Annotated in this window: 11 protein-coding genes; 2 read left to right on the forward strand and 9 right to left on the reverse strand. The window is 41.1% G+C overall.

Annotated elements, in window-relative coordinates; all coding sequences use genetic code 11:
- Nucleotides 1–55 precede the first annotated feature (55 nt).
- Entirely contained in the window at nt 56–976 is a 921-nt protein-coding gene (locus PR766_RS09280) for a LysR family transcriptional regulator ArgP (RefSeq protein WP_006658032.1), read from the forward strand.
- On the opposite strand, the gene PR766_RS09285 is transcribed toward PR766_RS09280, so the two are convergent.
- The 4 genes from PR766_RS09285 to PR766_RS09300 all read right to left on the reverse strand — a co-directional run bounded on the left by PR766_RS09285 (nt 966) and on the right by PR766_RS09300 (nt 4,024).
- Nucleotides 966–1,694, reverse strand: a complete 729-nt coding sequence (locus PR766_RS09285; protein WP_036964156.1) for an oxidative stress defense protein — start codon at nt 1,692–1,694, stop codon at nt 966–968. The two genes, PR766_RS09280 and PR766_RS09285, sit on opposite strands and share 11 nt — an antisense overlap.
- 115 nt (nt 1,695–1,809) lie before the next feature.
- Nucleotides 1,810–2,427: an arginine exporter ArgO gene (gene argO / locus PR766_RS09290; RefSeq protein ID WP_154635791.1), complete on the reverse strand. Its 618-nt coding sequence runs from the start codon at nt 2,425–2,427 to the stop codon at nt 1,810–1,812.
- A gap of 206 nt (nt 2,428–2,633) precedes the next feature.
- Nucleotides 2,634–3,506 (reverse strand): small-conductance mechanosensitive channel MscS, encoded by an 873-nt coding sequence (gene mscS, locus PR766_RS09295; RefSeq protein ID WP_006661175.1) that lies wholly within the window; start codon nt 3,504–3,506, stop codon nt 2,634–2,636.
- A 152-nt stretch (nt 3,507–3,658) separates the two neighbouring features.
- A complete protein-coding gene (locus PR766_RS09300; protein WP_154635790.1) occupies nt 3,659–4,024 on the reverse strand; it encodes a YacL family protein in 366 nt (121 codons plus the stop codon).
- A gap of 176 nt (nt 4,025–4,200) precedes the next feature.
- On the opposite strand from PR766_RS09300, the gene PR766_RS09305 reads away from it, so the two are divergent.
- Nucleotides 4,201–4,578, forward strand: a complete 378-nt coding sequence (locus PR766_RS09305) for a VOC family protein (RefSeq protein WP_006658027.1) — start codon at nt 4,201–4,203, stop codon at nt 4,576–4,578.
- A gap of 107 nt (nt 4,579–4,685) precedes the next feature.
- Here the strand turns inward: PR766_RS09305 and acnB are convergent, their stop codons facing one another.
- The 5 genes from acnB to aceF form a co-directional block, all read right to left on the reverse strand.
- Nucleotides 4,686–7,283 carry a bifunctional aconitate hydratase 2/2-methylisocitrate dehydratase gene (gene acnB / locus PR766_RS09310; protein ID WP_006658026.1) on the reverse strand — a complete coding sequence of 866 codons (2,598 nt, stop codon included), beginning with the start codon at nt 7,281–7,283 and terminating at the stop codon, nt 4,686–4,688.
- A 963-nt stretch (nt 7,284–8,246) separates the two neighbouring features.
- Entirely contained in the window at nt 8,247–8,471 is a 225-nt protein-coding gene (locus PR766_RS09315; RefSeq protein WP_036978471.1) for a hypothetical protein, read from the reverse strand.
- 28 nt (nt 8,472–8,499) lie between these two features.
- A complete protein-coding gene (locus PR766_RS09320; RefSeq protein WP_230086672.1) occupies nt 8,500–9,822 on the reverse strand; it encodes an adhesin in 1,323 nt (440 codons plus the stop codon).
- A 211-nt stretch (nt 9,823–10,033) separates the two neighbouring features.
- Complete coding sequence (gene lpdA, locus PR766_RS09325; RefSeq protein WP_006661171.1) at nt 10,034–11,461, reverse strand: dihydrolipoyl dehydrogenase; 1,428 nt, start codon at nt 11,459–11,461, stop codon at nt 10,034–10,036.
- Between the two features lie 205 nt (nt 11,462–11,666).
- Nucleotides 11,667–13,532 carry a pyruvate dehydrogenase complex dihydrolipoyllysine-residue acetyltransferase gene (gene aceF / locus PR766_RS09330; protein WP_036978473.1) on the reverse strand — a complete coding sequence of 622 codons (1,866 nt, stop codon included), beginning with the start codon at nt 13,530–13,532 and terminating at the stop codon, nt 11,667–11,669.

Below are 13,532 nucleotides of genomic sequence, written 5' to 3' on the forward strand. Positions count from 1 at the left end.
TATCCCTAAAAATATGGCATAGTGATTGGCAGAATAACAAGAAGGAGAGTTTTTGATGAAGCGCCCTGATTATCGCGCCTTGCAAGCACTGGATGCCGTCATTCGTGAACGCGGATTTGAACGAGCAGCACAAAAGTTATGCATCACTCAGTCTGCAGTTTCTCAACGAATCAAACAGTTAGAAAACCTTTTTGGTCAACCTTTGCTTGTGCGTACCGTTCCGCCACATCCGACTGAACAAGGTCAAAAACTGTTGGCATTGCTTCATCAAGTTGAATTACTCGAAGAACAGTGGCTTGGAGATGAAAACAGTGGCTCCACGCCATTATTGCTCTCCTTAGCGGTGAACGCTGACAGTTTAGCGACATGGTTTTTGCCCGCCCTAAACCCAGTTTTAGGCAATACGCCTATCCGTTTGAACATTCAAGTGGAAGATGAAACCCGCACCCAAGAGCGCCTAAGACGCGGGGAAGTGGTTGGGGCTATCAGTATTCAACCTCAAGCCTTGCCAGGTTGTTTAGTCGATAAACTGGGCGCATTAGACTATATTTTCGTCGCCTCACCGGGTTTTGCCGCGAAGTATTTCCCTGATGGGGTAACTCGAGCCTCCTTACTAAAAGCACCCGCGGTGGCATTTGACCATTTGGATGATATGCACCAAGCCTTTGTACAACAAAACTTTGGACTATCACCTGGCAGTGTACCTTGCCATATCGTTAACTCATCAGAGGCCTTTGTACAATTAGCTAAACAGGGGTCAACATGCTGTATGATCCCACACTTGCAAATTGCCAGTGAGTTAGAAAATGGTGAATTAATTGATTTAACACCGGGACTCTGCCAACGCCGGATGCTCTACTGGCATCGTTTTGCACCGGAAAGTCGCACAATGAAGAAAGTCACTGACGCCCTATTAAAAACAGGACGCCAGATGCTAAAACAAGATGATGAAATCGCCGCTGAGATTAACGTTTAATTTCAAATACCACATCAACTTGATCATTAAAATCGATACTTTGCTGCTCATAGGTCTCATTAACGTTGAGATCTTGAGCCGCCGCTTTCAGTGACCCCGCTTGACCACGCACTGCCATTGGATATGGGACATCAGCTGGAGCATTGTAATTAATGCTATAAATCGGTCCTAACTGTGCATTAAACCCTTTTGCCAGCGCTTCAGCTTGTAACTGAGCATTCTTCATTGCTTGGTCACGGGCTGCATTACGGTATTTCTGAGGATCACTCACCCCAAACTGCACAGAATTAATTTCATTTAATCCTGCCGTCAACGCACCATCAAGTAAAACATTTAGCTGATCCAACTTTTTCACTTTGACATCGACGGTTCTTATCGCCGTATATCCTTTCAGTGTTGGCTTAGACGCTGAACTATAATCATAGTTAGGTTGTGTTCGTACATTTGCAGCATCAATATCCTGCTTTTCAATTCCATTTTTCTTCAGGAATTCATAGTATTCAGCAACGCGCTTATCAACTGCCGCTTTTGCCGCCGCAGCATCTTTATTCGTAACCTGCACATTAATGCTCAACGTTGCCATATCCGGTGCTACTTTCACCGCCCCACTTGCTGACGTTGAAATATGAGGACCTTCCGGTGCTGCACTAGCCAAAGAGATGCTCGGAACCGCAAGACCTGCCAATACGGCAGCAACAACGATAGATTTCAATTTCACAGAACCTCCCAATGGTGTTTTTCTCTATAATAAAGAGGAAGTTCATCATAAACCTCCCCTGATTAAGATTCACATTATCATATTTACCACAAACTGCGATTCAGAATAATGCTAATTAATATCCTAGCCCGTGCATTGCGAGTTGAAATGCAATAAACCACATCACACAGCCTACAAACAGATTAATAAAACGCTGGGAACGTGGTTTATTCAGTATAGGAGAAAACCACGCCGCTAACATCGCTAATAAAAAAAACCAAACGAATGAAGCCGTTAATGCCCCAGCCGTGAACCATGGGCGCAACTGACTTTCTAATTGACCACCAACACTACCTAATACCACAAAAGTATCTAAATACACATGAGGGTTAAGCCAAGTCACGGCAAACAACGTCACGACCACTTTCCATCGTGTCATCATCTTACGTTCTAATTGCAATACTGCGTCATCTGGCGTCATTGCTGTGCGAAATGCCTTATAGCCATACCACACTAAAAATGCGACTCCCGCCCAAGTAATCAGTGCCATTAATAGCTCAGATTGACTTAATAACGCGCTGCCACCAAAAACCCCCGCAATAATTAAAATCGTATCACTTAATGCGCATAATAATGCACTCATCAAATGAAACTGCTTTCGGCTACCTTGTTGTAAAACAAATGCATTTTGTGGACCTAATGGCAATATCATTGCAGCCCCTAAAAGAGCCCCCTGAAAATAAATCGTAAACATGCAAATTTTCCTAATAATTATTCAGATTATCTGCACAGAATAATATCCACGAAAAATCATTAGTGAAAACGATTAACTCTAATAGGGCATAAGAAAGGCTAATACAAATTCATGGAGAGAAATTTGAAATAAGATTACCTATATTCTGGGAATAAAAATGGCGTAGTTTTTTAGTCTACGCCATTTTTCATGGTACACATGATGAGTTATTCAGCAGAAATATTTTTCACACTAGGATTAACTTGATGAAGGTGAACATCCATTTGTGGGAATGGAATTCCAATATTGTGCTGATCTAATGCACGTTTAAAGTTTTCCATTAAATCCCAGTAAACAGGCCAAGTATCACCATTCGTGGTCCAAAAACGCACTAAATAATTCAATGAAGAAGGCGCCATTTCATTTAAACGGATAGTCACACCTTTATCGTGCAGAATACGTTTATCAGCCGCAACAATGTCACCTAAGACTTTTTTAACCATATCAATATCTGAGTTATAAGCAACGCCCACCATGATATCTTGACGGCGAAGTGGCTCACGGGTCACGTTAATGATGCTGTCCCCAATGATTTTACCATTTGGGATAACAACGATACGGTCATCCGCCGTTCTCAATGTGGTTGAGAAAATTTGTACGCTTTGAACAGTACCGTCAATCGCACCAATCTTCACAAACTCACCCGCTTTTAATGGTCTAAATACCACCAGCAAAACGCCTGCAGCAAAGTTACCTAATGAGTTTTGTAATGCTAAACCAACCGCTAAACCGGCGGCACCCATTACCGCGATGACAGAGGCAGTTTGTACGCCAATTTTGCCCAGCACAGCAATTAAGGTAAATGCCACAATGGTATAGCGAGCAATAGCAGATAAGAATTCGCTAACAGTGGAGTCAATTCCTCTCATTGTCATCACACGATTCAAACCACGGCTAACCCATTTAGCAATCATCAACCCCACAATTAAAATAACAAGTGCGGAAACGATATTGACGACATACTGGACTAGCAGATCCTGATTTGCCACAAACCAATTCGTTGCATCATTCAATGCGCCTGTAACATCATCAGTATTCATATGTATATCCTTTTCGATCAAATTTAGACTAGGAAAACTCGCTCAATTCAATTAACAATCTCAAAAATCATGAGTAAATAATTGAATAACACGCTTAAAATAATAGCTATAAATCATCAAAATATAAAATTAATCGATAAATAAAATACTTTTTATCGATTTTCGATAACAAATTCACGATAGTCATCTAGCATATCGAAGAAGTCATTGATACCGCAAAAAGCAATACTTTCATTATCATAGTAACTCATTCCTTCTTCTAACCCATCGGTCTCAAACGCTAACTGATTCGCACGGATCATGACTTCCTCATCATCTAGAATCAGTGTGTATTCGTGACCAATAAACTCCCACTGCTTTTCACTGCCTTTAATCAGTTCATAATTATCTGCGATAGTATCCAGTAAACTGAGGTCGTTTTTTATTTCCTCGTTTAGCCAATAACCAATAGCTTCATGATCCATTGAAAATTTTGCGGTAATACTTCCTGTAATATCCGTTAAAAATTGGTAGTCCATATGCAATACCTCACACTTTGCGTCTTTGAATTAAGTATAACGCGAGTCAAGCGGGTTTGCTTAGCGCTATTACGAGCTGTCAGAAGAATATTTCAGTATGGAATTATTGCACTACACAAATATGCTTATTCAATTAAAATTAACTATACCTCTTCGACTCGGTAATAAGGACTTCAATGATTAATCGCGTAGACCACCTTGTTTTAACCACCACTAATCTTGATACCTGTCTTGATTTTTACCAGCGTATCTTAAAAATGTCTGTGATCACGTTTGGTGAACAACGTTACGCATTACAGTTTGGTCAGCAAAAAATAAACATTCACCAATATGGAAAAGAGTTTGAACCTAAGGCTCACTTACCCGTGCCAGGGTCACTGGATCTCTGTTTTATTAGTGATATACCGCTTCTCGATGTGCAAAAACATCTTGAACAACAGGATGTAAAAATTATTGAAGGACCTGTACAACGCACTGGCGCTACAGGCAAAATTTTGTCGTTATATCTCCGAGATCCCGATTTAAATTTAATCGAAATTTCTCAATATATTTAGCATCAACCTATTTATCCCTCTGTATTTTTCACGTAGAAATAGAAAACCCCAATAATTGAATTAACAACTATTGGGGTTTAATTAATATAACCGCGATTAATCAATCATTAAACAGCAGTTTGGAAGATCACTCCATCCGCTTTCTCAGTGTACTGATCCAGTCGATCAAAGTTCAGATAACGGTATGTGTCTTCCGCAGTCTCATCGACTTTATTCATAAACTGTTGATACTCAGCAGGTGTTGGCAAGCGACCTAATAGGGAAGCCACTGCGGCTAACTCCGCTGATGCCAAATAAACATTGGCACCTGTACCTAAACGGTTCGGGAAGTTACGCGTAGACGTGGAAACAACGGTTGCGCCATCTGCCACTCGAGCTTGGTTCCCCATACACAGTGAACAGCCCGGGACTTCAATACGAGCCCCACTCTTACCAAATACGCTGTAGTAACCTTCTTCCGTTAGCTGCGCAGCATCCATCTTCGTTGGTGGCGCAACCCACAGGCGAGTTGGTAATTGACCTTTATGGGAATCCAGCAGTTTACCTGCCGCACGGAAGTGACCGATGTTAGTCATACAAGAACCGATAAATACTTCATCGATTTTTTCATTCTGAACATCAGACAGTAAACGTGCATCATCTGGGTCATTTGGCGCACACAGAATTGGCTCTTTGATCTCATTAAGATCGATTTCAATCACTGCCGCGTATTCTGCATCCGCGTCACCTTCCAGTAACTCAGGGTTAGCAAGCCAGTTTTCCATCCCTTTGATACGACGTTCGATGGTACGGCGGTCGCCGTAACCTTCCGCGATCATCCATTTCAACAGAACGATGTTGGATTGCAGGTATTCAATGATTGGCGCTTTATCCAACTTGATAGTACAACCCGCAGCTGAACGTTCTGCTGACGCATCCGCTAATTCAAATGCTTGCTCAACTTTCAGCTCAGGAAGACCTTCAATTTCCAGAATACGGCCAGAGAAAATGTTTTTCTTACCTTTTTTCTCAACAGTCAGTAATCCATCTTTAATCGCATACAGAGGAATAGCATGAACAAGGTCACGTAATGTAATACCCGGTTGCATTTGTCCTTTGAAGCGAACTAATACGGACTCTGGCATATCCAGAGGCATAACACCGGTTGCAGCAGCAAAAGCCACTAAACCAGAACCTGCTGGGAATGAGATACCAATTGGGAAACGGGTGTGCGAGTCACCACCAGTACCAACAGTATCTGGCAATAGCATACGGTTTAACCAAGAGTGAATAATACCGTCGCCCGGACGCAGAGAAACCCCACCACGGTTCATAATAAAATCAGGTAGTGTATGGTGTGTTGTCACGTCTACTGGTTTTGGATACGCCGCCGTGTGACAGAATGACTGCATCACTAAATCCGCAGAGAATCCTAAACACGCTAAGTCTTTCAGCTCATCACGAGTCATTGGACCCGTTGTATCTTGTGAACCGACAGACGTCATTTTAGGTTCACAGTATTCACCAGGGCGAATACCTTGACGACCGCATGCGCGACCGACCATTTTTTGTGCTAATGAGTAACCACGATTACTTTGTGCAACAGGTTTTGCAAGACGGAACATATCCGTTGCACCTAAACCTAATGCCTCGCGTGCTTTTGTGGTTAAGCCACGACCGATGATTAGAGGAATACGACCACCAGCACGAACTTCATCGATTAACACATCCGTTTTTAATTCGAATGTTTCTAACAATTCGTTAGTTTCGTGATTACGAACTTCACCTTTATATGGATAGATATCAATCACATCGCCCATATTCAGCTTAGATACATCCACTTCAATTGGCAGTGCTCCCGCATCTTCCATTGTGTTAAAGAAGATTGGTGCAATTTTTCCACCCAGCACAACTCCGCCACCGCGTTTATTAGGCACGAATGGAATATCATCGCCCATAAACCACAGAACCGAGTTCGTTGCTGATTTACGTGAAGAACCAGTACCGACAACGTCACCCACATAAGCCAGCGGGAAGCCTTTTTTATTCAGTTCTTCGATTTGTTTAATTGGACCTACGTTACCCGCTTCATCAGGAACGATGCCATCGCGTGCGTTTTTCAGCATGGCTAAAGCATGCAGAGGAATATCTGGTCGCGACCATGCATCTGGTGCAGGAGATAAGTCATCCGTGTTGGTTTCGCCAGTCACTTTAAAGACCGTCACGGTCATTTTTTCAGCTAATTCAGGACGCTCTTTGAACCAATCTGCATTCGCCCATGATTCAATCACTTGCTTAGCATGCGCATTTCCCGCTTTCGCTTTTTCTTCTACATCATAGAAATTATCGAACATCAGTAGAGTGTGGGAAAGTGCTTTCGCTGCGATGGCTGCCAATTTGGCATCATCAAGAGCTTCGATTAGTGCGTGAATATTGTATCCGCCCTGCATGGTACCTAGCAGTTCAATGGCTTTTTCAGGGGAGATCAGAGGGGAGGATGTTTCGCCTTTTGCGATCGCGGCTAAAAATCCAGCTTTAACGTAAGCTGCTTCATCAACGCCAGGTGGGACACGGTTGGTCAGCAGGTCTAACAAGAAATCTTCTTCACCTTTGGGTGGGTTTTTCAGTAACTCGACTAGTGCAGCTACTTGTGACGCATCTAATGGCTTAGGGACAATCCCTTGAGCGGCACGCTCGGCTACGTGCTTACGGTATTCTTCTAGCACGACGTTCTCCTCGCTTCTTTGTTATTTATATACCCGGCTGTCTGCACCATCCTGAAAAAAATTATCATCCGGTGCCAGGTCAGAGGAATTTGCTCACATAATCTCAATGGCGATAAAATTATGTCCAGCTTCGGGCAATCAGCATAGCAGAATTTAAACGTAATGTTAATTCATTCACAAGAAAGTAACATTCTTCTGCTAACTTAACCCATTAACAAACTTTATAGGGCAATTTTTAAGCTTGAAACATCATAATCCATTATAAACATCCATTAAGACCCTACTTTTTATAATCCATTTCATGGCTGAAAGCACTCTAATTAGTGTCTTTTTTCATCCCTTATCACAAATTATATTTAATAACTCATTTTTACTTATCTGACTAATTGATAAGGCAAATCATTGCGATTGGTTTAAAATTTTTTAATGGATTTTATGGGGTTTATTGGTCTTTTTAGTCCAACCAAATTGCTGAGGGGAAGCAATAAAAAAGAGCCTACGAAAATCTAGGCTCTTTAATTGAAACTTAAATTATTTCACATAATTATCTATCTAAATGAGCGTAATTCAATGCTTATCTTTATTCTTAAGCGTATCACGCGCTTTAAATAAAATAGACATCAAGTCACCTAATGGCAGCTTTGCAATAAGATTATTTAATAAATCAGAACCTAACAATTCAATTTCCAAATTTTCATATTCCATAGGATTTAAAAAATAATTCTAAGATTTTCTTTTTTCTTTTTTCTTTTTTCTTTTTTCTTTTTTCTTTTTTCTTTTTTCTTTTTTCTTTAACGCTAATAGTTTATTGGGGAATCTATCAATACAATTGAGATCATTTCAGATTGTTAATGTTAGAAACCTTATCTATCCTCACATCAGTAGCTCGTTATGTGTACATTCTTTATTGAATTAAAGTCCCCCACTATAAAAGTGAGGGAGATCAACTTAATTATGTAATAATTAAACTAAAGGCTCTAACCGTAAAAGATGCTCTTTAGCTTTTTCTATCAATGATAAAAACTCATTATATTTGAACTCTAAAATTTCCGAGTCTGGATAAATAATGATATTTACCTCTTTTTTATCTTCAGAAAGTGATATTTCTCCCCATTGAATACTATTAAAGTAGAGCTCTGCATATAAATCATCTCTATTTAAAGAGCTACCAACACTATATTCTAACATGAAATCCCTCATCAATTAGTTTTCAATTTCACGGTTCTCTAAAACCAATAAATTTCTTACCATCTCGACTAAATCTTAATGTCCGACCATCTGGTGATCTAGCATCAATCACTTCAATTCTTTGCCTATTTTCATAAACAGTTCTAGATTTTATTGTTACATTAGGATTATCTAATATTTCATCAATTATTGCTCTAGCCTCTTGGTTCAATACTGAAGCTTTTTGATTTGAATACGAGTATACAGAGCCTTCTCTGCCTCCATGTTTTTGTAGTGATCGTCCTGCATTTGTTAAGCCGTTGCGATTAATTTCAGATGCACCTTGCTTTAGCTCCTCTTTAGAAGGAATCTGATGTGTTCTAGCATGTGCTTCATCCTCAGGCCCCCAGCCATCTGGTGTACCTGAAACAGTACCACCTAATTCTATTTTATCTGAATTTGAAAGTTCTTTTCCAAGATTTGGATTTTTAGCAGCCTTATCCAAATCCGATGCACAAGCAAATCCAAAGGAACATTCAAATGTTTCTGCTAATTTATCACCAATCGCATTCAGTTTATTTTCAACTGCTTGAGCAACACTTGTATCCATTCTTGTTGTTTCATCAAGCGTGGAGCTTCCGCTGTTTACTGGAATTAACGGTGTTGGGATTGTTAAAACACTGCTTTTTTCAATACTAATTTGAATATTTCTTAATTCACTTTCATTAGACTGTATTTCTTTTGTTAAATGAGTATGTCTTTCCTGAGTTGCTAGCAGATAATTTCTTGCTGATAATTCTGCGTTTCTCTCAATAGCATTATAAAAAGGTTTAGGATCAAAAAAGTTTAATTTTGGTATATCTATAGGGCTATCATCAAAGTTATCTGAAAGTAAGCGATCTCTATCTTGTATTGAATTAAATTTAACATTTGCAGTGATATTAAGATCTGGTGATTTAAAAAACCATTGATAATTACATGGGTATTTCTCCGGATCAGTCAAAAACTTCCATTCATAACTTTTTTCTAAATTATTTTTCTCTTCTTTTAGAACTCTTATTTTATTTAAAGATTCCTGATAACTTAATGTTAATTTCTCTTGAGGTGATGGTTCTTGTGGTGATGGTAATGGTGTGTTTACCGTATCTTCTGATACTATATTTTCTCGATTTACATCCCTATCTCTAGATATCTCCAGATTATAATTATCATTCTCTATAATTCTTGTGATAGTTTTCAAATGGTCATATTGCTCATTTATACTATTATTATTAAAAGCATAATCACCATAAAAAAGATCATCATTCGTTACATCAGTAAAATTAAAAGGGACGGGGTTGGCATAAACAGTCATTGAATCTATATAGAGCATAATTAACATCCTTGTTGTTGTTTAAAAACAGCAAAGAAGTTAAATTTAAAATCTTTTATAGTCAACTAAGTGTAAATATCAAAATTATAACCATTATAATATTTATATAATTAAGAAAATAAGTTAGCACTGCTTTATTAATTAATAATAAAAAGACCAAAACATTTCTGCTTTGGTCTTCAATTCGCTTATTTCTTGCTAAAAAAGAAAATTATTTTTTCTTTTTCGCTTTCGCGTTTGGTAAGTCAGTGATGCTACCTTCGTAGATCTCTGCAGCCATACCAATTGATTCATACAGTGTTGGGTGAGCATGAATAGTTAATGCTAAATCTTCAGCATCACAACCCATTTCGATTGCCAAACCGATTTCGCCCAGTAATTCACCGCCGTTAACACCAACAACTGCACCACCGATGATACGGTTAGATTGCTTGTCGAAAATCAGCTTAGTCATACCTTCAGAACAGTCAGATGCGATTGCACGACCTGATGCAGCCCATGGGAATGTTGCTGTTTCGTAGCTGATGTTTTTCTCTTTCGCTTCTTTCTCAGTTAAACCAACCCATGCAACTTCTGGCTCAGTATAAGCGATTGATGGAATAACTTTAGGATCGAAGTAGTGTTTCAGACCTGAAATAACTTCAGCTGCAACGTGGCCTTCGTGAACACCTTTGTGAGCCAGCATTGGTTGACCTACAATATCACCGATAGCAAAGATGTGAGGAACGTTAGTACGCATTTGTTTATCAACGTGGATGAAACCACGGTCATCAACTTCAACGCCCGCTTTACCTGCGTCTAAGTTCTTACCGTTAGGCACACGACCGATAGCCACTAACACAGCGTCATAACGTTGTGGTTCAGCTGGTGCTTTTTTGCCTTCCATTGAAACGTAGATACCATCTTCTTTCGCTTCAACAGCAGTCACTTTAGTTTCTAACAGTAAGTTGAATTTCTTGCTGATTTGCTTAGTGAATACTTTAACCACGTCTTTATCCGCAGCTGGGATAACTTGGTCAAACATTTCAACCACATCAATTTGTGAACCCAGTGCATGGTATACAGTACCCATCTCAAGACCGATGATACCGCCACCCATGACCAGCAGACGCTCAGGAACTTCTTGCAGTTCTAATGCATCTGTTGAATCCCAAATACGTGGATCTTCATGAGGAATAAATGGTAACTGAATTGGACGTGAACCCGCAGCAATAATCGCATTATCAAAATTGATAGTGGTGCTGCCGTTTTCGCCTTCAACAACCAGTGTATTCGCGCCAGTAAATTTACCCAGACCGTTAACTACGTTAACTTTACGGCCTTTTGCCATTCCAGCTAAGCCGCCGGTCAGCTGGTTAATCACTTTTTCTTTCCACAGACGAACTTTGGAAATGTCAGTTTTTGGCTCGCCAAATACAATACCGTGCTCAGCTAATGCTTTAGCTTCTTCGATAACTTTAGCAACGTGCAGTAATGCTTTAGAAGGGATACAACCAACGTTTAAACAAACTCCACCAAGAGTTGAGTAACGTTCTACCAAAACAGTTTCTAAACCTAAGTCAGCGCAACGGAATGCCGCAGAATAACCTGCTGGGCCTGCACCAAGCACAACGACTTGGGCTTTAATTTCAGTACTCATCATGACCTCTTTTTGTTTTGTCCAGCGGGGCCGCCGAATAAACGAATTTTCCACTGGTAAAGTACACACCGCAAGCAGTTTACAGAATTGTTAACATCCTGAAAAGGCTGAATACGTGACGTAACTCCCAACCTTTCGTTGCAACAGCGAAAAACTCTGCCCCAGCCTAAATAAAACAGACCGGTCAATTGACCGGTCTTCTTAGTTACATTACCAGACGGCGGATATCGCTCATCAGTTGTCCAACTAAAGTGATGAAGCGCGCACCATCAGCGCCATCAATCACACGGTGGTCAAATGACAAGGACATTGGCAGAATCAGGCGAGGAACAAACTCGCTACCATTCCAAACTGGTTTGATAGAAGAGCGAGACAGCCCCATTATTGCCACTTCAGGTGCATTCACGATTGGTGCGAAGCCAGTCGTACCGATACCACCTAAGCTAGAAATAGTGAAACAACCGCCTTGCATGTCTGCTGCGGTCAGTTTACCTGCACGCGCTTTCTTAGACACTTCGCCAAGCTCACGAGATAACTCCATAATGCCTTTTTTGTTCACGTCTTTGAAAACAGGAACCACTAAGCCATTTGGTGTATCAACCGCGATACCGATATTGATATATTTTTTCAGGAACAGACGCTGTGCATCTTCTGAAATAGAGCTGTTGAAGCGTGGCATTTCTTCCAGAGCACGGGCAACCGCTTTCATCACGAAGACTAATGGAGTGATTTTCACATCCAGTTTTTTCTTCTCAGCTTCTTTGTTCTGTTGCTTACGGAACTCTTCAACTTCAGTGGTATCCACTTCTTCCATCAGAGTTACGTGCGGGATCATGACCCAGTTACGGCTCAGGTTAGCGCCAGAAATTTTCTGGATACGACCCAGCTCAACTTCTTCAACTTCACCAAATTTGCTGTAATCAACTTTCGGCCATGGCAGCATCCCCGGTAAACCACCGCCAGCTGCTGCTGGTGCTTCCGCACGCTTGATTGCATCTTTAACGTAAGCTTGAACGTCTTCACGTAAGATACGACCTTTACGACCCGTACCTTTCACTTTCGCTAAGTTCACACCGAATTCGCGCGCTAAACGACGAATAACCGGTGTTGCGTGAATATACGCATCGTTCTCAACAAATTCATTTTTGCTATCAGCAGTTTTAGCTGGAGCAGAGGCTACTGGCGCAGCAGCTGGAGCTGCAACTGGTGCTGAAGCCGGAGCTGCAGTAGGAGCTGGCGCTGCACCCGCAACTTCGAAAGTCATAATCAGGGAACCAGTTTTGACTTTATCGCCAGTCGCAATCTTGATCTCTTTAACTGTACCTGCGAATGGTGCCGGTACTTCCATTGATGCTTTATCGCCTTCAACGGTGATTAAAGATTGCTCAGCTGTTACGGTGTCGCCAACTTTGACCATGACTTCGGTAACTTCAACTTCATCACCACCGATATCTGGCACGTTAACGTCTTTGATTGCCGCTGCGGCTGGTGCCGCTGCCGGTGCTGCTGGGGCAGAAACCGCTGCTGCAGGCGCTGCGCCCGCAACTTCGAATACCATGATCAGCGAGCCAGTTTTCACTTTATCGCCAGTCGCAATTTTGATCTCTTTGACAGTACCTGCAAATGGCGCAGGGACTTCCATTGAAGCCTTATCACCTTCAACGGTAATCAGAGATTGCTCAGCCGTGATTGCATCACCCACTTTCACCATAATTTCGGTGACTTCAACTTCATCACCACCGATATCTGGCACAGCAACTTCTTTCAGTGCAGAAGCTGCAGGTGCTGTTGGTGCTGCCGCAGGAGCTTCTGGAGCCGCAGCTGGCGCAGATGCACCTTCTGCCGAATCAAAAATCATGATTAATTTACCAGTAGTAACTTTGTCACCAACTGCAATTTTAATCTCTTTAACCACACCCGCTTGTGGAGATGGGACTTCCATAGACGCTTTATCACCCTCAACAGTGATGAGCGATTGCTCAGCTTCTACTTTATCACCAACTTTAACCATCACTTCGGTGACTTCAACTTCATCAGCACCGATATCTGGCACTTGGATTTCAATAGACAT

The organism is Providencia sp. PROV208, from assembly GCF_028479465.1.
In the GTDB taxonomy this organism is placed as follows: domain Bacteria; phylum Pseudomonadota; class Gammaproteobacteria; order Enterobacterales; family Enterobacteriaceae; genus Providencia; species Providencia alcalifaciens.

Bases quoted from the DNA above. Each gene is read 5' to 3' on its own strand.
- PR766_RS09305 (WP_006658027.1), top strand. From the start codon at position 4,201: ATGATTAATCGCGTAGACCACCTTGTTTTAACCACCACTAATCTTGAT.
- PR766_RS09280 (WP_006658032.1), top strand. From the start codon at position 56: ATGAAGCGCCCTGATTATCGCGCCTTGCAAGCACTGGATGCCGTCATT.
- PR766_RS09300 (WP_154635790.1), bottom strand. From the start codon at position 4,024: ATGGACTACCAATTTTTAACGGATATTACAGGAAGTATTACCGCAAAA.
- argO (WP_154635791.1), bottom strand. From the start codon at position 2,427: ATGTTTACGATTTATTTTCAGGGGGCTCTTTTAGGGGCTGCAATGATA.
- lpdA (WP_006661171.1), bottom strand. From the start codon at position 11,461: ATGAGTACTGAAATTAAAGCCCAAGTCGTTGTGCTTGGTGCAGGCCCA.
- PR766_RS09320 (WP_230086672.1), bottom strand. From the start codon at position 9,822: ATGCTCTATATAGATTCAATGACTGTTTATGCCAACCCCGTCCCTTTT.
- mscS (WP_006661175.1), bottom strand. From the start codon at position 3,506: ATGAATACTGATGATGTTACAGGCGCATTGAATGATGCAACGAATTGG.
- PR766_RS09315 (WP_036978471.1), bottom strand. From the start codon at position 8,471: ATGTTAGAATATAGTGTTGGTAGCTCTTTAAATAGAGATGATTTATAT.
- aceF (WP_036978473.1), bottom strand. From the start codon at position 13,532: ATGTCTATTGAAATCCAAGTGCCAGATATCGGTGCTGATGAAGTTGAA.